A 25427-nucleotide genomic window follows, 5' to 3' on the forward strand; every position below is an offset into this window, starting at 1 on the left:
CTCAACTATATGTCAAGCCTTGGTAAGGTTCTTCGCGTTGCTTCGAATTAAACCACATGCTCCGCTGCTTGTGCGGGTCCCCGTCAATTCCTTTGAGTTTCAGTGTTGCCACCGTACTCCCCAGGCGGAATGCTTAATGTGTTAACTTCGGCACCGAGATTTGACTCCCAACACCTAGCATTCATCGTTTACGGCGTGGACTACCAGGGTATCTAATCCTGTTTGCTCCCCACGCTTTCGTACCTGAGCGTCAGTAAAAGTCCAGAAAGTCGCCTTCGCCACCGGTATTCCTCCTAATATCTACGCATTTCACCGCTACACTAGGAATTCCACTTTCCTCTCCTTCACTCAAGCCTTCCAGTTTCAAGTGCTTAATGAGGTTAAGCCTCACGCTTTCACACCTGACTTAAAAGGCCGCCTACGTACCCTTTACGCCCAATAATTCCGGACAACGCTCGCCCCATACGTATTACCGCGGCTGCTGGCACGTATTTAGCCGGGGCTTCCTCCTATGATACCGTCATTATCTTCTCATAGGACAGAGCTTTACGATTCGAAAACCTTCTTCGCTCACGCGGCGTCGCTGCATCAGGGTTCCCCCCATTGTGCAATATTCCCCACTGCTGCCTCCCGTAGGAGTTTGGACCGTGTCTCAGTTCCAATGTGGCCGTTCATCCTCTCAGACCGGCTACTGATCGTCGCCTTGGTAGGCCTTTACCCTTCCAACTAGCTAATCAGACGCGAGCCCATCTTACACCGATAAATCTTTTACCTCCAAAACATGTGTCTTAGTGGTCTCATGTGGTATTAATCGTCGTTTCCAACGGCTATCCCCCTGTGTAAGGTAGGTTGCTCACGTGTTACTCACCCGTTCGCCACTTTCATTTAATTTCCATCCCCGAAGGGCTTTCCATAAAAATCACGTTCGACTTGCATGTGTTAAGCACGCCGCCAGCGTTCGTCCTGAGCCAGGATCAAACTCTCTATTAAAAGTTCGTCTGCTCTCGCTGACTTTTTGTTACACCTAAATTATTGTTTTTCTTTGTACTCTCAAAGTTTTTATCACTGTTTACTTTTCTTGGTTCATGTCACTTTTGTTGCGACCATAATATTATATCACTTTTGTTTTTGTCTGTCAACACTTTTTTTTATCTTTTTATGCTTTCAAACTTCTTTTTTGATATCTTATTATATCACTTCTTAAGTGCCTTAACATTATATCAGCCTTTTCCCTTTCAGTCAATACCTTTTTTTGATTTTTTAAAAATTTTTTTAATTTTTTTATAAGTTTTTTTATAAGTTTTTACAATATTATTATTTTTTTCTCCCTTTTACTGAAATTTTATCTATATTTATTTTCAATATATAAATTTTATCAATGCTTTTTTCAATATATTTCATTCCTGACTCTATAAAATCAGGAGAATATTTAAACAAGATTGACTGAATACCCTTATTTTTTTCCTCATCATCAACTATAGAAATTCTTCCAAATACAATTACAGACATATATTTTGTCGAAAATTGGTTTGGTAATCTCTCAACTTTATCTACCACTGTAAAAGAAATTTTAGAATTTTCTTCTATATTTTTTAATTTATGTCCACCTTGGTTTGTACAATGAATGTATATAACATCATTACAATATGCATAACTCAACGGTATTCCATAAGGTTGATTACAACTATCAGATGTTGAAAGAATTCCATATTCTCCGTTTTTTAGTAATTCTTTTCCCTCTTCTACACTTAGTTCTCTATCCTTTCTTCTCATTTCCATAATTTTTCTCCTTCTAATATTTTTTATAACAAAAAAGACAAGCTTCAAATTGCTCATCTTCTCTGTTTTATATCGGAACATTATATGAAAAAGCAACTAAATAAACTCATTATTATATAATCATATAATACTTGTATTTATTTACGCTTTATATCTAATTCCATTATATCACATTTATATATTATTTCAACATTTTTCTTATATTAATTTTTTATGAATAACAAGTCTATTATAAGATTTTCTTATAAGAACTTATCTTTCATATTTATCCAGTACCAGTTTTCGTTGAATACTAATTTATATAACTTAAATCTTGATTTTTTAAACTCAAAATATGATACATCTGTATAGTCTTTCTCTATTCCATCAGCAACAAAACTAATTTTTTTATGTTGATTTTCTAACGGAACTATTTTTAGAGTAGACGTATCAGGAATTACCAAAGAATTTGAAATAGTCCTATAAACTTTGGAAAAGATTGGAGCTAATGGTGTTAGTTGAAATCCTCTTAAGGATGGATGCATAATACTTCCACCTGCAGACATATTGTAAGCAGTACTCCCTGAAGGAGTTGAGATTATTAAACCATCTCCTGCAAAAGTTTCAAGATGATTGTCGTCTATATAAACATCTAAATGAATTATTTCTGAACTATTTGACTTAATAACAAAATCATTTAGACATTTATTTGAAAATACAATATCATTTGTTTTTAAATCACATTCCAATAATCTAATTTTATCAACAGTATATTTTTCTTCTATATAATCATCTATAAATTTTTCAATTTTATCAAAACTAATTTCTTGAAAAAAACCAAGTGTCCCTGTATTTATTCCAACAAATGGAACTTTAGGAAAGTCAGAATTATGTACACCTCTTATAAAGGCTCCATCTCCACCTATACAGATACTTAATTCAGCCTCTTCTTTAAATGTTTCAGAAATTTCAAAGCCTCTTTTTTCAAACAATTCTTTCGTCTTGATAAAAGCTTCTAGGGATTTTATATTATCATTAAAAAAAATATTAATTAATCTTTTCATAATTTCACCTTTTATTTTAATCTATCAAATTTATTTTAACACATTAAACATATATAAGCAAGAAAAAAGGAGCTTTTGCTCCTTAAATACTACACATTTTTCTTTTTCTTAATCTTTTTTAATCTATAAAAATCTTCTCTTTCTTTTTCTTCAAGAACTTCTGAAATATATTTTTCGGTTTCTTCAAGATTCGGAATTTGAATTTTATCTAAAGCATTTGCCCTTTTTTGATTCTTTTTTATTTCTATAGATAGTTTATAAACTGTATTTTCAGTTTCTGCAAGTCTATATACAAGTCTTTTAATTTTTTGAAATATTTTTATGGCTTCATCAATTGCCGGGCTTGTCATATACATCCCATAATGTGGTCTTAAAGTTCCATGCTCGTATTTTACACTCGGAACATCAAGTCCCATAATAGATTTATAAGAAATTTCAAAATTTTCAGACTTATCTATTGATAGTGAAATGTCTTGCACATTCATAACCCCCATAGTTATATTTGCCTCTTGCAAAATAGAATAAGCTCTTTCAAATAGTACTTTTACATCTTCTTGAATTTCCTTTGCATTTTCAATTTGTTGCATCATTTCTTTTATAAGTACGGTTCTTTTTTTATCTATTAGATTATATCCTACTTTAGATAATTTTAAATCGTCTTTAATTTTTAATAGATTTGATTTCGTAGGAGCAATATTTTGAATCATATTACCACCTTCCATATTTTTCTATATATTTACTTTCCAATCTATCCAATTCAATTTTAGGGAATAGTTTGAATAAACCCCAAGCAATATCAAGTGATTCTTCAATTGTTCTGGATTCATCAAAGTTTTGGTTTAAAAAGTTTTGTTCAAACTCCCTACCGAATTCCATATAAATTTTATCTATTTCTGTTAAATCATCTTCCCCAATTATTTGTGATAGCGAACGAACTTCTATAACCTTTGAATAAAGAGCGAATAACTGAGATTGTACTTGATCATGATCTTCTCTTGTATATCCATCTCCAATACCATCTTTCATAAGTCTTGACAATGAAGGCAAAATATTAACAGGTGGATAAATATTCTTTTGGAATAATTCCCTTGATAAAACTATTTGTCCTTCAGTAATAAAACCTGTAAGGTCAGGGATTGGATGTGTTATATCATCATTAGGCATAGTTAAAATAGGAATTAATGTAATTGAACCTTTCTTTCCCTTTACCATTCCGGCTCTTTCATATAAGGTAGAAAGATCTGAATACAAATATCCAGGGTATCCCTTTCTACTAGGAACTTCTTCTCTTGCAGAAGAAATTTCTCTTAAAGCCTCTGCATAACTTGTAATATCAGTCATAACTACTAAAATATGCATTCCTTCTTCAAATGCAAGATATTCTGCAGCAGTTAATGCAGTTCTAGGTGTTGAAATCCTTTCAACAATTGGTGCATCAGCAAGATTTATATATGAAACAACTCTAGAAGATGCTCCTGATTCTTCAAAAGCACTTTTAAAGAACTCATAATCATCATATTTAATTCCCATTCCTGCAAATACTATTGCAAATTTATCGTCAGAATTTTTTAATTTAGATTGTCTAACTATTTGAGCCGCCAATGCATTATGTGTCAAACCATTTGATGAAAATATTGGAAGTTTTTGTCCCCTAATTAAAGTAGTAAGGGTATCAATTGCAGAAATTCCAGTTTCCAAATAATCTCTCGGATATTCTCTTGCAACAGGATTCATAGGTCTTCCATTTACATTATATTTTTTCTCTGAAATAATATAATCTCCATTGTCAATCGGTTCTCCTACACCATTAAAAGTTCTTCCTAAAATATCTTTACTAAGACAAATTTCAAGTGGAGTTCCTGTGAAAGTAACAGCAGAATTTTGTGTTGAAATTCCGGTTGTGCCTTCAAAAACTTGAGCAATTACCTTATCTCCTTGAATTCTAACAACCTTGGCTCTTCTTCTTTCACTTCCATCTATTACTATATCCATCATTTCGTCATAGCTGACATTATCTACACCTTTAAGCACAATCAAAGGTCCATCTATTTTTTCTAGTTTTAAATATTGTCTTTGCATAATTATCACCTACTCTCCCTGATTTTCGTCTATCAAAGCAGTATAATAGCTATTGATTTTTGCATTTAACTTTTCAAATGCTTCATCATAGTTTTCATTTGGAATATTATATTTCATCTTAATAACTTCTTCAAATAAATCATCATTTTTTATACGAGTAAGGGCAACTTGTTGTTTTACAGCTAAAGTACAATTCATATATAAATTATCTATTACTTTTAACATTGCAAATTGTTTTTTCAAGGGAACATAACTATCTGTTTCATGCATTGCATTTTGTTGTAAAAATCCCTTTTTCAAAACTTTTGCAATTTCTATAACAATTCTTTGATCATTTGGTAAAACATCTTCTCCAACTAATTGAACAATTTGATTCAATTTATTATCTTCTGAAAGAAGTTCCATCATCTTTGCTCTTAATTTTAAAAGTTCAGGAGATACATTTTCATCATAGTATTCTTTAATCAATGTAGTATAACCACTATAACTTGTAAGATAGTTTACAGCAGGATAGTGTCTTATATATGCTAAATTCTTATCCAAACCTATAAAAGCTGAAACAAATCTTTTAGTATTTTCAGTTACTGGTTCAGAGAAATCTCCACCAGGTGGAGAAACAGCACCAATTACAGTAATTGACCCCTCTTTTTTGGAAAGAGTTTCTACATAACCTGCTCTTTCATAAAATTGTGCAATTCTTGAAGGAAGATATGCAGGATAGCCTTCTTCTGCGGGCATTTCTTCAAGTCTTCCTGAAATTTCTCTTAACGCTTCTGCCCATCTTGAAGTAGAGTCAGCCATTATTGCAACATGGTAACCCATATCTCTATAATACTCTGCAATAGTTATTCCAGTATAGATTGAAGCTTCACGGGCAGCAACCGGCATATTTGAAGTATTTGCTATTAAAATTGTTCTTTCCATAAGCGGTTTTGAAGTTCTTGGATCGATTAACTTTGGAAATTCTTCAAGAACATCTGTCATTTCATTACCACGTTCTCCACAACCGATATAAACTATAATATCAGCATCAGACCATTTTGCAAGCTGATGTTGAGTCATAGTTTTTCCTGTACCGAATCCACCCGGAAGTGCTGAAGTTCCTCCTTTTGCTATTGGGAAGAAAACATCAAGCACTCTTTGTCCTGTAATCAAAGGTTTTGATATCGGCATTCTTACATTCGTTGGACGTGGAATTCTTACAGGCCATTTGTGATACATTTTTAATTTATGAATTTTTCCATCTTCATCTTTTATTGTTACTAAATCAGCTTCTAAATTATATTTTCCTGATGGTAAAGTTTCAATTACTTCACCACTAACAGTTGGTGGAACTAAAATTTTATGTTCAATAAAACTGGTTTCTTGAGTCGTTGCAAAAATTTCTCCTGCAGATAATTTATCACCAACTTTAACAAGAATTTCAACATCCCATTCCTTTTCTTTATCAATAGAAACAAGACCAATCCCCTCTGCAATAAATTCTCCTGTCATTGAATATATTTTTTCAAGCGGTCTTTGAATACCGTCAAATATATTTCCTATAATTCCAGGACCTAATGTTACTGATAGTGGAACATTTGTACTTTCTATAGTTTCTCCAACTTTTAGCCCTTGTGTTTCTTCATAAACTTGTATAGTCGCTACATCTTCATCAATAGATATGATTTCTCCGATTAATTTTTTATCCCCAACCAAAACCATATCTCTAACCTTGTAAATTTCCATACAGTCTGCTTTAACAACAGGACCATTTATATCAATTATTTTAGGTATATTACGCATTACCTTTCTCCTCATTACAATTATTAATTAATTGTTTATTCCAATTTCTTTTTTTAACTTTGCTAAAATCTTTTGGTATTTTGTTGTTAATAGAAAATCAAGAGAATAGTTTAATCTATAAGTTCTTTCCACATTTTCTATTTCAAAACCTCCAACTTTTATATCAAGACTTTTTTCAACCTTGATATCTCCTAAGACATTTTTTATTATTTCATTATCTCTTTCAAAACTTTTTTCATAAACATAAATAATATCATTAGAATTTATTTCTGATTTTACATTTTTTAAAGTATTTTTTAAATATGATACACCTTTTTCAGTCATATATGAGTTATTCAATTCTTCTTTAAGAGCTTTAAAAAATTCATCATAAATTTCTTTATTAGTATTTAAAATGATATCTTGTCCTTCTTTTAAAGTTTTTGAACGAATTTTATCTGACTTATTATCAAGTTTTGTCCTATATTCTCTCTTTAATTTTTCAATTTCTTCGTATTTTTTAGCTTTATATTCTGTCATTAATCTTTCAGTTTCCGAAGCAATTTTTTTCAACTCTTCATCATACTTTTCGTCAATTTCTTCATTTAGTATTCTTTTAAATGACTCTATCTTATCTTCAATTGTTATCATAAGATTTCTCCTTAAATATTAATTCCTATTGATTCATTTATATAGTTTGTAATGAAATTTGGATCTCTTTTCAAACCTGTTCTATCTGGTATCTCAACTATAAGTGGAAAAATATTTTTCAACTTAACTGCCATAACCTCTTCACTAATAAGATTAAAAATATTTTCAGTTAAAATTAAAATTCCAATTTCCTTATTATTTAGACAATCATTAAATTCTTCCAACGCCTCTTCTCTAGTCTTTAAAACAACTCCAGTTATACCAGCTAATCTCATTCCTACAAGTGTATCTGTATTATCAGATATAAGATAACTTATCATAGAATTCTCCTAAACTCTTTGTAAAATCATAATTGAAATTATAAGTCCGTAAATAGCAATACCTTCTGCAAGTCCAAGAATAATAAGTGTTTTACCTAAAATTGAAGAATCTTCTGAAACGGCACCAATTGCTGCTGAACCAGCTTGACCAACACCTATTCCAGTACCAATTGCTGCAAGACCAGTTGATAAAGCAGCTGCTAAATATCCCATTCCACTTGCTGAACTTGCTGTACTTTGTGTAGTTTCAGCTGCAAATGCAATATCTGGAACAAGTCCCATTAAAAATAAAGCTAAAATTGAAATGACATTAATAGCTATTGCCTTTTTTAATCCTGATTTTGTTGTTTTCTTTCCTTTTCTTAAATAAGATATACCTGTTAAAATAGTTGTTCCTATTCCTAATGTTATTAATAATAAAGTAATTTTCATAATTTTCCTCCTAAATTTCTTCTTTTAAATCTACCTTTAATGGTTCATAATTAATTCCTTCGCCATTAAAATATTTACTGAATAATTCATAATATTCCAATCTTATTGCTTGAATGAAAACTATTAGTCCTTCAAGACAAACAATAAATATATTTCCTAAAACAATCATAAATATATTTCCAATACTTGAACCCAGCATTTGTCCTAAAGCGTGAAATGCCATAAAAAGTCCGACGTGGTTAATCGCAAAAGCTCCAACTCTAATAAAAGAAAGAGTATTGGAAAAGAATCCCATAACAGTTTCAAACATTTCAAAACCACTTTCAACAGGAGAAAATTCTTCCTTTTCTTCTGTCTTACTAATTATCGGAACCAGTTTTGGCTTCATAAACATCAATGTTGAAGTTACAACCAAAACTACAACACTTACTATTGTAATCATTGAAGATACATTTACACTTACATAATTTTTTAACAAAACAGTATTTAAAACAATTACTATAAATGAGATATAGAATAAAAATCCTGATAAACCATTTTTATCTAAAAATAATTTTCCAAATTCTTTTCTCATCTTTAAGTTTCTAAAATTGATAAAATATGCAATTAATATCATTAAAATACCAAGTCCAATTGTTGCGACAAGTATTGTGTTAATATCATTCATCGGCCTTATAATTAAAGCTGGAATTAATTCTTCAATTCCAAAAACACTTCCATATACAAATCCGAAAAACATTGATGAAAATCCAATTCTTTGAATAATTTTAGCAATAACACCAAGCTTTTTTGAAAATAACATTCCTGCTATTACAAAAATTAAACCCTGTCCTACATCTCCAAACATCATTCCGAATAAAAGTAAATATGTTATAGCAAAAAAAGGTGTCGGATCCGTTTCTTTATAATCTGGAATTGAATACATCTTTACCAAAGCTTCAAAAGGTCTTAAAATAAAATTATTTTTTAACTTTGTAGGTATTTTAAATTTTGAAGGAATTTCATTGTCATCTTCAAAATATATCAAAGCACTTTCTGAAACTTTTTCTACTGAATTCTTTATACTTTCAACTTTAGATTCAGGAACAAAAGCACTTAATAAAATAAAATTTTTACTTTCTGCAATATGTCCTTCAAGTTCTTCAATCTTTTCAATAATTTTATATCTATAATAGAAACCTAAAATTTCTTGTAAATATTTATCCTTAAATTCAGCTTTTTCCTTTAAAATTTCATCTTGTTCTCTTTCTAAACTTTCCAATTCAGCATTTTTATTCTTTATAAAATCCTTAAAAGAAATATCTAAATTAGGAAGCTCAATTCTATCAAAGGACAAAGAACGAATAAAATATTTTGTATCTTTAGCATAAACAGAAGGAGTAAAGATTATGACAGTTTCGCCATAACTACTAGTTCCTAAATGCACAACTATTCCCTTAATATTTTCATAATTTGCCTTTAATTTTATCCAAGAATTCTTTGAAATTTCTCCCATATCAAAATTAATATGTTTTAAATTATAAAACTCAGATATTTTCATATCACTATCGGAAAAATATTCAACAGCATTTAATAAAATTTTAATTTCTGCTCTCTTTTTCCTATTCTCATCTTCCCTAGTTTTTATTGAAGAAGATTTCACAGATATATCCTCTAATATTTTAAGCTTTTCACTATAATTTAAATTTTGTAAATCATTTAAAGTAACATCTTCTTCTTTAATGTTAAAGAAGGCAAACATCTGATCTAAAAGTTCTTTATACTTTCTCTTTTTAAAAACTTTTTCTCTATGATATGGTCTTATCTTATCAACTTCCACACCCATATCATTAAAAATTCCTATTTGAGAATCCATATACTTCATTGTGAAATTTTCTGAATTTCCAGCATTTGTAATATGAATCGAGCCATTCAAAACAATTTCTCTAAGAATACTGTGAGCATCCTGTTTTAAAGCAACGAGATTCATCATTTTCATTTTTTCGACGGCCAATTTAGCACCCCCTAACTAAATCAATGAATATTAATTAAATATTCTTTTACTTCACTTTTACTAAGTTTATACTTATTCGCTTCTGCTATTCTAATTAAATTTTCATTTTGAATATTCAACTGAATAATAAACTTGAGTAAAGTAGAAATTGAATTATCATAGTCTTTAAGTTTCTTTAAATGGCTAAGATAAACATATTCGTTAATATTTCTATTTGAAACAATAGTATTTCCATTTGCATCTTCAAGAGTATGTCTTAATTTGGTTTTCTTTATCTTCTCAACAATAACCTCAACACTGTCGCTATATATCAGGTCCTTTAAAAAATCACCCTTAATATATTTCCCATATCGTAAACTATAACTGTAAATTTCCTCATTCGGTAAATCATAATATTTTTTAGCTCTGATTATCCATTGAAGATTGATTGTATCTATTAAAGTAGAAAAATAATCATTAAAAATAGCCTGACTCGACTTTGATAATTTATCAATAGCATTTTTCATTGATTGAAAATATAAACTATCTAATTTCATTTCAACATGAAAATGAAGTCTAAATATATCTTCATCAGTAAGAGAAGCAATTGCCTTTTTATAAACTGTACCTTTCAAAACATCTAAAGCCTGATTAAAAGTTTCACAATTTACTAGTTTAGAATAATCAATATGTTTATTTTTCCTATACATTATTGTATCTCTTTCCAAGTCTATCTTTTCATTTTCAACAATGCTTCTAAGAATTATTTTTAAATCTTTAAATTCATACTTCATAAGCATAACTTCCATAATCTTTTTATCCTCACCAAAGAGGAAAAATTTTAATCTGCCAAGTAAATCAGCTTCAATCTTATTGAGCATAAATTCTGTATCGTATCTATTTCTCATAGATCTTTCTTCATACAAAGGAATCTCATATTTATATAATATATTATTCTTTAAATAATCAACTATTTCATGCCTTTGTTCAAAAGATAAAATTTTATCATAATCAGATTCTTTTAAAATTCCCTTTCTTAAAACTCCGATTTTTGCATTAATTGAATGAAAATTATTCCCCATAAAACTCACCGCTTTCTAAAAGAGAATCAGCAAAATTTTTGATTAAGATTTCTTTTTTATCTTCAAAAATATTCTTTATAGTTTCAGCCTTTTTACTATATTCCACTAATTTATCCTTATCTTCACTCTCTATTGAAGAAAGATGTAATTTAAGATTTTCTTGTTCTTCTTCCAATACTTTATTATATTCATCATCTATAACTTTCATCTTTTCTTTTCTATCTTTAAGTAATCTTTGTTTCTCAACTTCTAATCTTTGTTGATAATCCTCAGCACCTTTATCAATATCAAATATATTTTTTATAAAACTTTCCATAAATGCCTCCTTTCTAAAAATTTTAAATTATTAAATTTTCTCCAAAACAAAAGCGCATTCGTAAAAATGCACTTCCAATTTTGCGATAAAAAATTAGAAAATTGTTCACATAATGGCAAGCTCAATTATTGTAAACAATTTTGAAATTTTATTCTCTAATATAATATTTAAATTTAATTTACAATAAGTTCATATAAAATAGACTTCATCTCGCCATAATCAACAATTATCAATATAAAAATTTTAATTGTTCAATCAGTTATTCTTTACTCTATTTATTTAAAATATAATTTAGCATACAATTATTTATCATAAAACTCTACTAAGGGCATTATTAAATCGGAATTTTTATTATCTACTTTTATTCCCCATCCACAAACTGGACATTCCAAAAACTTCGTTGATGATAACGGAAAAATTGGAATAAAAAATAGTGTAAACCATCTTCTATTATTATAAAGCGTCCATATTGAAGTGTTATTACAATGACCACAACTACATACTTCTTTAGTTTGTCCTATTTCTTTACTCTTTACCTTTGTTCCGTATAATATTATCATTCTTCCTCCTAAATACCAAATTTTATATCCAGTATTTTTATCATGCCTCAAACTAAAAGTTCATTGCTAAAATTATAATATACTTTTCAAGAATTATTTTCATTCGCCTTGAAAACATATATATTATACACCTATGTTTTTATAAAATCAAGCACTCAAATAAAATTTTTTACAATTTAAAAAAACACTAGTTTCTTTGTTTTAACTTCTTATAATTACTGTCTTCTTTATAATTTTTACAAAATTTTTCATATAATTTAATTAAACTCTTTTCAGAAATATCTTTTCTCTTATAGTTAAGCAAATAATATTTATTTTTAAGATTAAAATCAATCCTTGAAGTTTTAGAAAACACGAAAAGAAATATCTCATTTCCATTAAATTCAGTTTCTACAGAAGGCGAAGATTTTTCTGTATCTTCCATTGTAATTTTAAATCTAAATTTACAATCAGAAATTAGATTAAAAAACTCTTTTTTATCCTCATCAGACTCTATATTTGCTGTATATCCACTTCCCTCAAAATATACTTTAATTACTTTATTATTTACAATTTCATTTTTTAAAGAATGTAATTCATATTTATATCTTAAAAATACTGATAAAAATATTATACATACTATAGCTAAAATGATTGATATAATCTTTAAAATTTTTTTATTTTTCATAAATGAAACTTCTCCTTTAAAGTATATAAGATATTAATTATAAATAATTTTGCTTTTGTGCATCCCACATTTTCTTATAATAATCGCAATTTTTTAATAAATTGATATGAGTATCATAAGCTAAAATTTCTCCTTCATCTAATATTAAAATCTTATCTGAAAATTTTATGCTACCCAATCTATGAGTTATAATTACACCTGTTTTGTCAGATAAAATTTTTTTAAAAATATCGTAAATGTCTTTTTCAAAAATAGGGTCTATTTCTGCTGTTGGTTCGTCTAAAACTAAAAAATTACTATCTTTATAAATTCCTCTACAAATAGCAAGTTTTTGCCACTGTCCTCCTGATAGTTCCAGTCCTCCTATTTCTTTTCTTAATAGTTTTTCGTAATATTCACTTTTAAATCCCATTGATTTCATAATAGCAAAAGAATCCGCACTAGATTCACTGCCTAGCTCAATATTATTTCTAACATCTAAAGGATATTTGCAAAAATCTTGAAAGACAACTGAATTTTTTGCAATTAATTTGTTAGATTCGGACTCACTTGGCTTATATAATCCAAGTAAAATCTTTGCCAGAGTACTTTTCCCAGAACCATTTTTGCCAACTATAGCAATAATCTCTCCTCTATTTATCTTCAAATTTATATTTTTTAAACAATAATTTTTAGCATTTGGATATTTGAACTTCAAATTAGATAATTCTACAGAATTATCATTATGAAAGATTTCTTTTTCAAATTCTAAGCTCATAAATTCAAAGTATGGTACAGATAATTTTGAGAACATCATAATATATCCTTGTAGCGAAAAAATTTCTTCAATAAATTTTGAAATTATATTTACACCCACTATAACGATAATCAAATTACCGATATCATTGGTATTTATATAATCGAATGTAGCCAGTAGATATATTGATATTTTTCCTAAATATATTAATAATTTCGAAATTAATTCTATGATATATATCTTTTTATTCAAAATAGAAAACTTCTTATTGTGTTCATTAAATACCTTATTTAATTTTTTTAAAACAAAATCTAAAGTATTATATATTTTAAATTCTGCATAAGTTGAATCTTCTAAAATACAATTCTCAATCTCTTTTTCTCTTCTTTCATATAAGTTCAAGTCTAAACGATATTTAGTAATGTATCTTCCTTTAAAATAATTTTCTAAAATTAAAGGAAATAATATTAGTATCAAAAAAAATAGATATTTTATATTAATAAAAATAATAAAATTTGAAATTAATACAATATTCAAAATTAAACCAAAGTATGAAATAACAGTCTCTACAAGTCTAAATATATTTGTGCTACAAACTGTTGCTTCATGAATTTTTTCATTTATATTATTTTTTTCATAGTCTATAATTTCAATTTCAGAGCACTTTTTTTGAATTTTTGTTTTTAAAATTTTTTCAAAATTTGGAATTAAGATATATTGTATATAGTATCTATCAAAGTAAATTTTCTTTATAGCTATTATAAATAAAAATGTAACATATGGAAGAAATGAAAACACAATATTCTTAAAAAAAATATTAAAATCCTCATTTTTAAAAATAACTATCCCTTTAAAAAATTCTCTAGTATAAATCATACCAAACATATAAGTCAAAGCGGTTATTATTGTAACTAATATCATAATAAATAACTCTTTTCTATATGTACTATAAAATAGATTAATACACCTAGATATCATCTTTATATTAGTCAAAAATTGATTTTTGAATTTCATACATTTCAAAATATTTTCCTCCATAAGAAATTAATTCATTATGTGTTCCCGATTCAATCAAATTTCCATCTTCAATCAATAAAATTATATCAGTATATTTAACAATTCCAAGTCTATGAGAAATAAATATATTTAAGCTTCCAGAAATTTTATCTTGTATATTTTTATAATATTCTAATTCTAAAAAAGGATCTAAATTAGAAGTAGGTTCATCAAAAATAAAAACTTTTGATTTTCTCAAAAAAACTCTATTAAAAAATATATTTTTCCACTGACCACCTGAAAGATTAACATTATTCTTGTAATTAATACTGGTGTATGAATCTATTCCATCATTAAAATTTTCAACAAATTCAACAATACTCTTATCTATGTCTAAATCTCCTTTTTGAGATTCTTCTAAAGTTATATTTTCAAAAATAGTAAATGGATACTTTTTAGGATGTTGAAAAAGCACAGAAAATATCTTTGACTTCTGTTCTAATGATATATCATTTATATCAACACCACCTATTCTTATATTACCTTTTTCAACTCTATACAATCCTAATAGCAACTTAATTAAAGTGCTTTTTCCTGAACCATTTCTACCTAAAATTGAATAATTCTTTCCAAACTCAAAGGTAAATGAAAAATTCTTAATTATATATTCATCTGAATTAGGATATCTAAAGAAAACTCTATCAAATTCTATATTATAATTACTTAATTTTACATCTTTTTTTAATAATTTTTTCTTTGTAATAAATTCGTGATATAAATTAATACCATTAATAAAATTAAAATAATCTGATATTTTATTTAATTCAGTACCAATTATTTCAGTTATTACAATTAATCCACTATTTAACAAGTAAAAATAGGAAATATTAATGCTTCCCAAATTATATAAATATAAACTTGCAATCAGCATAAATAATACAAGAAAATAATTTGAAACTTCATATAAAAAATCAAATTTCAGACGATTTTTAGCATCATTTAAATTTTCATTAATAGCATCGTCATACTTATGTAAAAATATCTTATTGTAAAAATTAAAAACATTAAATATTTTTCTTTCATTGGAATGTTTTTTATCTATCAATATATTATTTATTATATTGTGTTCCTTACAATTTTCCATATATTTAATCCAAATATCTTTAAACGCTTTTAATTGATTATTTTTTAAATACAAAATAAAAGCAATTACGAATAAATAAGTTATAAACATATATACATTAATATAAAAAATAATAAGCAACACAAAAAGAGCTAAAAACAAATTTATAAGAGTTTTATAGCAATCTTTAGAAATTTTTATATAATTTTCAATATAATTATTTATTACAAATATTTTATTCTTAAAATTTACACTTTCAAATTCTTTAAGCTCAATATTTTCAAAAGATTTTAACATATTTAATTTCAATACTTTTTTATATTTTTCTCCATCCTTTTCCAAACTGTAATTTACAAAAATATTAAAAAATTCTCCGACAATAAAAAACAATAAAATATACAATAAAACGATTATATCTTCTTTTCTCTTTATTGTTATAATTAATGGAAATATTGAAATTAAAATTAATCTATCTAGTGATACAATCAAAGAAGCAAATATAACAATTATTTTTTTATTGATACAATTCTTAAAAACTTGAATGAATGACTTCATTAATTCTCCCAACTCCCTATTTCCATATAATTATATTTAAGTAAAATATTATAATTATTTTCTCAACTATATAATATATTTTCCTGAAATTAAACTAATTTTACATATTTCTAATATGCAATTATATTTTATCTCATTAAAAAATCAAAGTCAAGTTTTGACTTTGATTTTTGCTAAATTTCAACAAATTCATTTATTCCAAATAGATATAATCCCTTTTTGGCAACTTTTTTTCCGGAAATATCTTCAATTGCAGATTTATACAAATCCAATTGGACTTTATATCTTGACTTTACTTCTTCAAGATTTTCTTTTGTTACATAATCCGTCTTATAATCCAATAAAATTATTTCCCCGTTTTCATTTTCAAAGAAAAGGTCAATTATTCCAACTACCATAATTTTTTCGTCTTCTTCAATATTTTCATCTTTAAATAGATTTTTCAATTTTATATTATAGTCAATGGCTTTTTCTTTAAATAATTTTTCAGATTTATTTGCAATATAAATTTCCTTAAAAATATCAGACTGAATAAATTTTACTATCCAATTTATTTTTATCGTTTCTGCTTCGTCCAAACTCATAATATTTTTTTCAACGAATGAATTTATTTGCAACTTTACTCCTTCTCTTATTTTTGAAACATCTTCTGTATCAAATTTTGAAAAGTCTAGAAGTTGCATTGCCAAATGGAAAATAGTTCCTTTTTCTGCAGAATTAAATCCAACTTTTTCCTCTCCTTGATGAATAAATGACGGAGTTTTTAAAACAAAATTTTCTTTATAATATTTTTGATGTTTTTCCTCATCTTCTTCCTGAATCATCTTTTTAATTTCAGAAACAGTAATGCTTGATGGCTTGTTTAAAACATTTTTATAAATATATTCTTTGTTAAATCTATCTTCCAAAAATTGTTTAACAGTTCGCATTTCTTGTTTAACTTCAATATCGTCTTCGTCAGAAATTATTTCATTTGTTTTTATTTCTTCTTTAATTCTTTGATATTCTATAAATTCCTCTGTTTTAGTATTTACATTTAATTGAAATTTCAAGTCTTCATTTCCTAAAAAGTTTTCTTCTCTTCCCAAACAATTTAAACTCTTTCCATAAACTGTAAGATTATCAATAGAACTTAATATCCAATCAAGATAATTATTTATTTTTAGAATTTTATAATTACTTATATTGCCTCTTTCATCAATTCCGGAGCTTATTTCTTCTCTTAAATTCTCATAATCTTTTACTCTTCCGGTTATTATAAGTTTTTCCTTTGCTCTTGTCATTGCAACATAAAGAAGTCTCATTTCTTCAGCAATTTGTTCGTTCTTTTTGAATTTTTCAATTTTTTTCTTCATAATGCTGTTAAAAGAAGTTTTTTTATCCATATCATAAACAACTGCACCAAAACCAAGTTTTTGATGTAAAACTAAATTGCTGTCGTCAGCTCTGAAATTAAATTTCTTATTCGTATTTGCGAGAAATACAATAGGAAATTCCAAGCCTTTGCTCTTATGAATACTCATTATTCTAACTACATTCGCATCTTCAGAAATTAATTTCGCCTCTGAAACATCACTTTTTAAACTGATTTTTTGAATATAATTTACAAAATTAAACAATCCCTTATAAGAATTTTTTTCATAATTTTTAGCCTTTTCAAAAAGTAACATCAGATTTGTTTTTCTCTGCTCTCCCATATCCAAAAGTCCGACATAATTATAGTATCCTGTATATTTATATAAAAACCATATTAACTCATCAGCTGAAACTAAAGATTTTTTTTGTATAAATAATTTTAAATCGGAAATAAATTTTGCAATTTTTTCCTTTAGATTTACTCTAATTTCAATATCTTCATCTTCCATTATTTTCATTAAAAGCTCATAAAATTTAAGTTCTCTATCTACAAGTCTTATTTGGCTTAATTCTGTTGATGTAAAATTATAAATTGGCGAATACATTACTGAAATTAAAGGAATATCCTGCATAGGATTATCTATAATTTTAAGCAAATTAATTATTGTATCAACTTCAAAAGTGTCAAAATATCCACCTGTACTCTCTGCATATATTGGAATATTATATTCTAAAAATACTTCTTCTAAAATTTTTGTATTACTGCTTGGAGAACGCATCAAAATAACAATATCTTTGTAATCAACTTTCCTATAATCATCCAAATTTTTATCATAAACTTTAAAAGGATTTTCTTTATTGTTCATCATATTGTAGATTGTATTTGCAATTTTTATACATTCAAGTTTAAAAGATTTCATCTCTTCAAAATCTTCTGAATATTCATCAGTTAAAATTATCTCATCTTCGTCCTCATCATCAGATTTTTCATCGACTAAAAGAATTTCAACCGCACCCCCGACATTTTCATCAATTTCTTTAAAACTTGCCATAGGATTTAATCTTTCGTCAATAGTATAATCAAGTTCTCCCGTTTCTTTTTTCATTATTTTTGAAAAAACTAGATTTGTTCCCTCAAGGATTTCTTTTCGACTTCTAAAATTCGCATAGAGCATTATTTTTTTATTAAAACTGTCAATATCATCCTCTATTCTATTATAATTTTCATATTTTTCCATAAAAATACTCGGATCTGCCTGTCTAAATCTATAAATACTCTGTTTAACATCTCCAACCATAAATCTGTTATTTTCTTTTGCAACTGCTGATAAAAGAATTTCTTGAACTAGGTTGCTGTCTTGATATTCGTCAATAAAAACCTCAGCATATTTTTCTTGATATTCCAAAGCGGTTTTTGACGGTTTAATATTTCCATCTTCATCAATATCTACAAGTATCTCTAATGCCAAATGTTCAATATCTGCAAAATCTACATAATTAAATTTTTGTTTTCTCTCCCAAAATTTTTCCTTAAATTTAATTACAACATCGGAAATTGAACGAACATAAGGATAGATTAAATCACTTTCTTTCTTTATATTTTCTAAATCTAAATTTAAAGCTCCAAGTGATTCTGCAATTTCCGACTTTACATTATCCAATTCTTTTTTAACTTTATTGTATATCTCTTTTACTTCTTCATCACATTTTGAAATTCTAAAACTTCCAAAATTTGAATTTAAAAATTCATAAGATGATTTTTTAAGCTCATCAAATTTTGTATTATCCTTCAAAAAGTTTTTTAAACTTTCCTTTACAACAGATAAGGCATCCAACAAAATATTATAAATATCTATATATTTTTCAAGTTCAGGATAATTTTCTATTTTTTTCAAATTATTTTTAATACTAAGTTCAAAAAATTCCAAATCCATATCTACATCTTTTGCAATATCCAAGATGTAATTTTCTAAATAAAAATCATCATCCTTTGTACTCGTATTAAAAAATTCTGCCTTTTCATTTAGCCAAATTTTTGGAAAAGGATGAGAATTCACAAAATTATTTACATTCAATAAAAGTTGTAAAAGTCCTTCATCCGTATTTTTCTTGGCATACCAGTCAACTAGTCTCAAAAAGCTCTCATCATTATTTTCATAAAGCTCTTCAAATAATTCTTCCATAACTTCTTTGGCTAAAACTTCATTTTCACTTGGATCTATAACTTTTATATTGCTGTCTAAATTAACCAAATGAGCATAAGAAATCAAAACATCTTTACAAAAAGAGTCAATAGTTGTGATGTCAGCACCGCTAAGGAGCAGTAATTGTTTTTGAAGATGTTCATTTTCCGGATTTTCTTCAAGTTTTTTTTCAATAGCCTTACTTACTCTTTCTCTCATTTCAGATGCAGCTAATTTTGTAAAAGTTACAACAAGTAATTTGTTGATATCAATCGGATTTTTTTCATCTAAAACAAGCTCTATAATTCTTTCGATAAGTACAGCTGTTTTTCCCGAACCTGCCGCAGCAGATACAAGTAAATTCGTATTTCTACTATCTATTACCTGTCTTTGCTCTTTAGTCCACTTTACTTCACTCACTATTTCTCACCTCTTTTCTCTTTATTTTCAGAATTCATTTTTTCAAAAACCTCATTTGGTTTATCTTTAGTCAATAAGTTCTTAATATTATTATATTTATTATGCTTAATATCAAATCTGCAAATGGATTTATATTTACAATAATCACAAGGCTTTTTATTTTTATATCTGAAAGGTTTTATATCAATATTCCCTGCATAAATTTCTTCACAGATATCCTTAGTCTTATTTAAAACAAATTCATTTACAATATCAAATTCATCAGTAGTTAATCCCAATGTACTTGCACCGATTTCCAGTCCTTTTGATTTTAATTTAATAGGTAGTATTTCAGAAGTCAAATTATCCGCATCCAAAGTCCTATCCAAATTCTTCAAAAGTTCCATATCCTTTATAACAAAACCTGTAAGTTTATTTTTCTTAAGTTTTTCACTATGAAAACTTTCATCATTCATATCAAGCATTTTGGAATAAGTTTCAAATCCAACTAAATTTGTATTGAAATCACTATAAAATAATCCTGCAGGTTTATATCTTTCTTTGTTTGAAGATAAAATTGCATTCATATAGACAAAAAGTTGTAGCTGAAGACCTGCATAGACTTGATTTAAGTCAATATCTCTTTTCGAAGATTTATAATCAATAATTCTTAAAAAGTCAAAATTTTCTCCTTTAAAAACATCAATTCTGTCAATCTTACCAACTAATTTAATCTCTTTTCCATTCTTTAAAGTATAGGTAATAGGTTTTACTGACTCATCTCCAAATTCTGTTTCAAAACCGGTAGGAATAAAATTTCCACGTCTTATCTGTTCAGCCATAATTTCTATACTTTCAACAATATTTTTTTGTGTAATAGTTGAAAAATATTTATATTTTGGAGAGCTTTCAAGAATAAAATTAGACTTTTCAGACATTTTTTCCGTTAATTTTTCTACTTCCCTTTTGATAAATTCTCTATCAATTATATTCCAATCAATATTATTTTCAAAAACTCCCTTAAAAAAGTCGTCAAAAATCTTATGGCAATAAGTTCCATAATCTGCAGGAGAAAAATCATACACTTCTCTTTCCTTTGCTCTAAGTCCATAATTTATAAAATATGAAAAAGGGCAACGCATAAAGTTTTCAAGTTTTGAAATGCTTACATTTCCACTTTCATAAAGAAATGAAGTATAATCTTTTATATTTTCAATTTCTTTTTTGTAATTTAATTTATCCTTTAAAATTTCAATTTTATATTTATAATCTTCATCCTCAATCAAGAAATCAATTATTTCTCTAAAACTGAATTTATCATTTTCGCTCAATTTATTTGAATTTAAAGCCTCAATATTGGAAACTAAGATTTGATATAATCTCTCTTTAGAAAAAGTTTCAAAAATATCCATAATAGAAAAATCTTTTAAATAATCTATACTTTCAACTTCCAAATTTCCAAAAATGAAATTAATTTTTTTCACAAATCTTGAAACTAAAAGGCCCTTTCCCTCCAAATCGGAAACAGGAAAAGTTATATACAATTTTTCTTTTGCAATACTAAAAGTCTTATAACTTAAAAATTGTTCATCTGTAGTTTTAATTAAATTGTTATTGGAAAAATTAAAACCCAAAGTTTTTAAACTTTCTTTTTCATTTTCGCTGATTAAATCATTATCTACTATATTTTTCGGAAAATTTCCGTCATTAACGCCCAATACAAAAGCTATTTTTGTAGAAGGCTTTTTCATCCTGTCAACAGTTGTAATAAAGACTTCATCCTTTGATGGCGGTACAATTCCAAGCTCAATATTTTCAAGTTCAGTTTTAATTAAATTTATAAATTTTGAGTAGGCAATCTTGTCCTCTCCCATAAATTCAACCATTTCATCTAAAATAGCTGTAAAACTTCCCCAAACTTGAGAATACTCTTTCGCCTTATATAAATTTCCTTCATTTTGAAAATTCGTTACAAGTTCATTAATTCTATCAAAAAGTCCAATATCTAAAGTAAACTCATATAAATATTTACAAATATCCTTTACGGTATTTCTCCCTTTTAACTTTTCATGCAAGTTTTTAATAGGAGATATTACAATATTCTTTATCTCATTTATCTTTACAAGTTTTTCATCATCACTTTCTTCCTCAACACTATGGATGATGGACTTGTTCCAAGATTCGTAAAACCAACGATTACCTTTTATACCATTTGCAATTACATAATTTTCCAAAAGGAAAATATCCTCATCCGGTATCCCTGTAAGTCCGCTCTTCAAATATCTAAAAACAGAATCATAGGAATAATTTTTATCCTTCATATCCAAAATGGATAAAATTAAAATAATAATTGGATTTTCCATAATTGAAATCTTTTCGTCCAAGAAATAATCAATATTGTAATCGTCAAAAACTCTTTCAATAATATAAGAATATTCGTCTAAACTTCTCATACATAGAGTTATATCATTATATCTATAGCCTTTAGTTTTAACTAATTTTGAAATTTCCTCTGCAACAAAAGAAACTTCATCATATATATTTTTAAATTTTAAAAGTCTAATATTTTCAGAATCTTTAGAATATGGTTTTGGAGAAAAAGTACCAATATTTTTTTCCAAAAACGATAAATCTTTAGAATTATAGTAGCTTTCATTTGAAAGTGAAATATTTTCAAGCAATGGAATATTATACTTTTCACAAATATTTTTAATATTCAAGATTGTTGAATTACTTCTTAAAAACATATTCATTTTTGAATGTAAATTTTTAAAATCAGTTAAAAGAGAAAAATAAATATTTTTTGAAAAATAGATTAACTTTTCAATTACCAAGTATTGAGCAGGTGTAAAGTCCATATATTCGTCAACAAAAATAGTTGCTCCTTTGATACTTTCAAAATCATCAAGTTTTTCGGCAAAAATATTCAAAGTATCTTCAGTATCAGAGTATTTTTTATCAATCAAATTTTCATAAGATTTATAAATATTATATAAATCTTGCATTTTAAATTTCAAAGACTCATTTTTAACATTTTCTGTAAGTGAAAAAACATCCAAAACTGAAAAATCATTTTGTTTAAACTCTATTATCATATCCATAATATTGTTTACAAAACCCATTTTAAAATCATCGGACTTAAATGTAATTAAATCCTTTGAAACCATATCCATAGCTTTAAAAGTCAAAAGACTTCTAGCACTTGTTGTAAGTCTTCTCTCCTTAAGTCCACCGACATTGGTAAAAACAATTTTACTTAAAGTTGAAAAACTTACAACTCTAATTCTAAAATTAGGATCAATATTTTTTTCATCTTCAAGCTTTTCACTTAATCTTTTTTCCATTTCATATGTAAATTTTTCCGGAACTAAAATATAGATAGGCTTTTTATCTTCTCTTTTAGCCTCTTCAAAACAAAGATCTAAAATCTTATCCGTCCTATCCGCTCCAAATCTTCCTGTTATAAATCCAACTGCCACAATAATTACCTCTTTCAATCTGATATGATTATTTTATCATATTTTGAAACAACAAAAAAGAGTTAGCCAGACGTATTGCTCACTTTTCTTATATCCTAGATTTTATGTGCAATACATTGAGTAACTCTATTTTTTAATTCATAATTAATAATTTGTCTAAGTAGAAACTTCAGAATTCTTAATTTATAACAGACTAATAGTTATATTTTAATAATTTTATCAAACTTATCCAAATAATTTTTATCCCAATTATGAGTTATAACAATTACTATTTTATTTTCAATACTAAAAATTAAGTCGTTTATCATCTTGGAATTAATAGGGTCAACAGCAGAAGTTGGTTCATCATAAATAACAACGTTAAATTTTCTTATTAATGTACGTGCAATAGCAATTCTACTTGCCTCTCCACCAGATACATTATCATTATTAATTATTTTTTTAGAAAGAGATGTTAAATTTAAAGTTTTTATTAGATATTCCATATACTTTTCATCATATTCTTGAAACATAGAGATATTTTCTTCTAAAGTTGAAGTATATATAAATGGTTTTTGAGGCGTATATGCAATATTTTTATACACTTCATTATAAGATATATCCTTTAATTCTATCTCATCAATAAGTATATGACCATTGTAATTGATTAATTGCATCAAAATTTTACACAATGTACTTTTTCCACTACCACTTTCTCCAACAATTGCAATTTTTTCTCCTTTGTTCATTTCTACATTAAAACTCTTTAATATTCTTTTATTCATTTCTACACTTACATTTTCGAATTTTATAGTACTAAATGGAATATTTTTCAGTTTTACATCTTTTGAATTAAAATTTAATATATTATTTATATCTTTAAATATATACTTTACACCTTTAATAATTATAACTTTAGAATGTAATAAATTCAAAGATGGAAATATATAATTTAAAATTTGAGTACTCATCACAATACCACCAACTGATATTTCTCCTGTAGCTACAAAAAAAGCTGCTACTAACATACAAAATATTTGTGTACTCATTCCTAAAAATTTTATAATAGCAATAATACTCTGATCATTATTGATTGTACAATATCTAGAATGTTCAAAATCCTCTTCTATTTTCATAATGTTATTAAAAAATTTATATTCTGATAAATTTATTCTAATTCCATCTAATCCTTTGATTACTTCTGAACAAAACATGACTTGCTTTTGTGAATTATCAACATATTGTTTTTTTCTAATTCCTACTCTTTTTTTAAAAATAGGTACAACAAGTATATGAATAACAGAAATCAAAGACATAATTATAAATAATTTATAATTATAAAATAATAATACTATAGAACCTAATAATATTTTTATTAAATATCCTAAAATGAGAACTATATTTTCAAAATAATCACTTCTCAATATGTTTAGTTCATTTAAAATTAAATTTATATATTTTGAAGATGAATATTTGAGTAGATTTTCATTATTAGCATTAAATATGCTATCATATATATCTCTTTTTAAACATATAATAATATGTTCTAAATATTTATTTCTAACACGACATTCAAAAACGTCGATAATACATATAAATAACAATACGATAATACAAAAAATTCCATATTTAAACAAATCATATATGTTAAAGTTCATAGCACTATTAACAAAATTTCCCATGCAAAATGATAATAAAATACCACTAATAGCTGATGACAAATAAAATAAAAACAAAATTATCAATCTAAATCTATTTTTAAAAATATATCTTATCATTTAATTCTCCTTAATACTTTTTTCCATTTCATATGTAAATTTTTCCAGAACTAAAATATAAATAGGCTTTTTATCTTCTCTTTTAGTTTCTTCAAAACAAAGATCTAATATTTTATCAGTCCTATCCGCTCCAAATCTTCCTGTTATAAATCCAACTGCCACAATAATTACCTCTTTC

19 protein-coding genes and 1 rRNA gene are annotated in these 25427 nt (G+C 26.5%); all 20 read right to left on the reverse strand.

What is annotated here, in order from left to right; translation table 11 throughout:
- Positions 1-990: ribosomal RNA gene (locus tag VJI95_RS02935) — 16S ribosomal RNA — on the reverse strand; the annotation flags it as partial.
- Positions 991-1314: 324 nt separating this feature from the next.
- Positions 1315-1779 (reverse strand): pyridoxamine 5'-phosphate oxidase family protein, encoded by a 465-nt coding sequence (locus VJI95_RS02940; RefSeq protein WP_324010191.1) that lies wholly within the window; start codon positions 1777-1779, stop codon positions 1315-1317.
- Positions 1780-2021: 242 nt separating this feature from the next.
- Positions 2022-2822, reverse strand: coding sequence for an NAD(+)/NADH kinase (locus VJI95_RS02945; RefSeq protein WP_323999781.1), 801 nt, complete (start codon positions 2820-2822; stop codon positions 2022-2024).
- 89 nt (positions 2823-2911) lie between these two features.
- The gene (locus VJI95_RS02950) at positions 2912-3529 is read right to left on the reverse strand and encodes a V-type ATP synthase subunit D (protein WP_323999782.1); all 618 of its coding nucleotides are present in this window, start codon (positions 3527-3529) and stop codon (positions 2912-2914) included.
- A 1-nt stretch (position 3530) separates the two neighbouring features.
- On the reverse strand, positions 3531-4901 hold the full coding sequence (locus VJI95_RS02955; protein WP_324010192.1) for a V-type ATP synthase subunit B: 1371 nt from the start codon (positions 4899-4901) through the stop codon (positions 3531-3533).
- 9 nt (positions 4902-4910) lie between these two features.
- The gene (locus VJI95_RS02960; RefSeq protein WP_324010193.1) at positions 4911-6686 is read right to left on the reverse strand and encodes a V-type ATP synthase subunit A; all 1776 of its coding nucleotides are present in this window, start codon (positions 6684-6686) and stop codon (positions 4911-4913) included.
- Positions 6687-6713: 27 nt separating this feature from the next.
- Positions 6714-7316, reverse strand: a complete 603-nt coding sequence (locus tag VJI95_RS02965) for a V-type ATP synthase subunit E (RefSeq protein WP_323999785.1) — start codon at positions 7314-7316, stop codon at positions 6714-6716.
- An 11-nt stretch (positions 7317-7327) separates the two neighbouring features.
- Entirely contained in the window at positions 7328-7636 is a 309-nt protein-coding gene (locus VJI95_RS02970; RefSeq protein ID WP_009448490.1) for a V-type ATP synthase subunit F, read from the reverse strand.
- 9 nt (positions 7637-7645) lie between these two features.
- Positions 7646-8068 carry an ATP synthase subunit C gene (locus tag VJI95_RS02975; RefSeq protein ID WP_269722888.1) on the reverse strand — a complete coding sequence of 141 codons (423 nt, stop codon included), beginning with the start codon at positions 8066-8068 and terminating at the stop codon, positions 7646-7648.
- Between the two features lie 10 nt (positions 8069-8078).
- Positions 8079-10061, reverse strand: a complete 1983-nt coding sequence (locus VJI95_RS02980; protein ID WP_324010194.1) for a V-type ATP synthase subunit I — start codon at positions 10059-10061, stop codon at positions 8079-8081.
- Between the two features lie 20 nt (positions 10062-10081).
- Complete coding sequence (locus VJI95_RS02985) at positions 10082-11122, reverse strand: V-type ATPase subunit (protein ID WP_324010195.1); 1041 nt, start codon at positions 11120-11122, stop codon at positions 10082-10084.
- A complete protein-coding gene (locus VJI95_RS02990; protein WP_324010196.1) occupies positions 11112-11438 on the reverse strand; it encodes a hypothetical protein in 327 nt (108 codons plus the stop codon). The genes VJI95_RS02985 and VJI95_RS02990 overlap by 11 nt, the downstream gene beginning before the upstream one ends.
- Before the next feature lie 302 nt (positions 11439-11740).
- A complete protein-coding gene (locus tag VJI95_RS02995; protein ID WP_323999790.1) occupies positions 11741-11998 on the reverse strand; it encodes a zinc-ribbon domain-containing protein in 258 nt (85 codons plus the stop codon).
- 187 nt (positions 11999-12185) lie between these two features.
- Positions 12186-12665 (reverse strand): hypothetical protein, encoded by a 480-nt coding sequence (locus tag VJI95_RS03000; RefSeq protein ID WP_324010197.1) that lies wholly within the window; start codon positions 12663-12665, stop codon positions 12186-12188.
- A gap of 37 nt (positions 12666-12702) precedes the next feature.
- The gene (locus tag VJI95_RS03005) at positions 12703-14322 is read right to left on the reverse strand and encodes an ATP-binding cassette domain-containing protein (protein ID WP_324010198.1); all 1620 of its coding nucleotides are present in this window, start codon (positions 14320-14322) and stop codon (positions 12703-12705) included.
- Between the two features lie 64 nt (positions 14323-14386).
- Positions 14387-16075: an ABC transporter ATP-binding protein gene (locus tag VJI95_RS03010; protein ID WP_324010199.1), complete on the reverse strand. Its 1689-nt coding sequence runs from the start codon at positions 16073-16075 to the stop codon at positions 14387-14389.
- Positions 16076-16248: 173 nt separating this feature from the next.
- The gene (addA, locus tag VJI95_RS03015) at positions 16249-20034 is read right to left on the reverse strand and encodes a helicase-exonuclease AddAB subunit AddA (RefSeq protein ID WP_324010200.1); all 3786 of its coding nucleotides are present in this window, start codon (positions 20032-20034) and stop codon (positions 16249-16251) included.
- Complete coding sequence (locus VJI95_RS03020; protein ID WP_324010201.1) at positions 20034-23492, reverse strand: PD-(D/E)XK nuclease family protein; 3459 nt, start codon at positions 23490-23492, stop codon at positions 20034-20036. Before VJI95_RS03020 ends, addA begins: the two co-directional genes overlap by 1 nt.
- A 200-nt stretch (positions 23493-23692) precedes the next feature.
- Positions 23693-25249, reverse strand: coding sequence for an ABC transporter ATP-binding protein (locus tag VJI95_RS03025; RefSeq protein WP_324010202.1), 1557 nt, complete (start codon positions 25247-25249; stop codon positions 23693-23695).
- Positions 25250-25411, reverse strand: a complete 162-nt coding sequence (locus tag VJI95_RS03030) for a hypothetical protein (protein WP_324010203.1) — start codon at positions 25409-25411, stop codon at positions 25250-25252. It abuts the gene before it with no gap.
- Between the last annotated feature and the right edge of the window lie 16 nt (positions 25412-25427).

The organism is Parvimonas sp. C2, assembly GCF_035282405.1.
Taxonomy (GTDB): domain Bacteria; phylum Bacillota; class Clostridia; order Tissierellales; family Peptoniphilaceae; genus Parvimonas.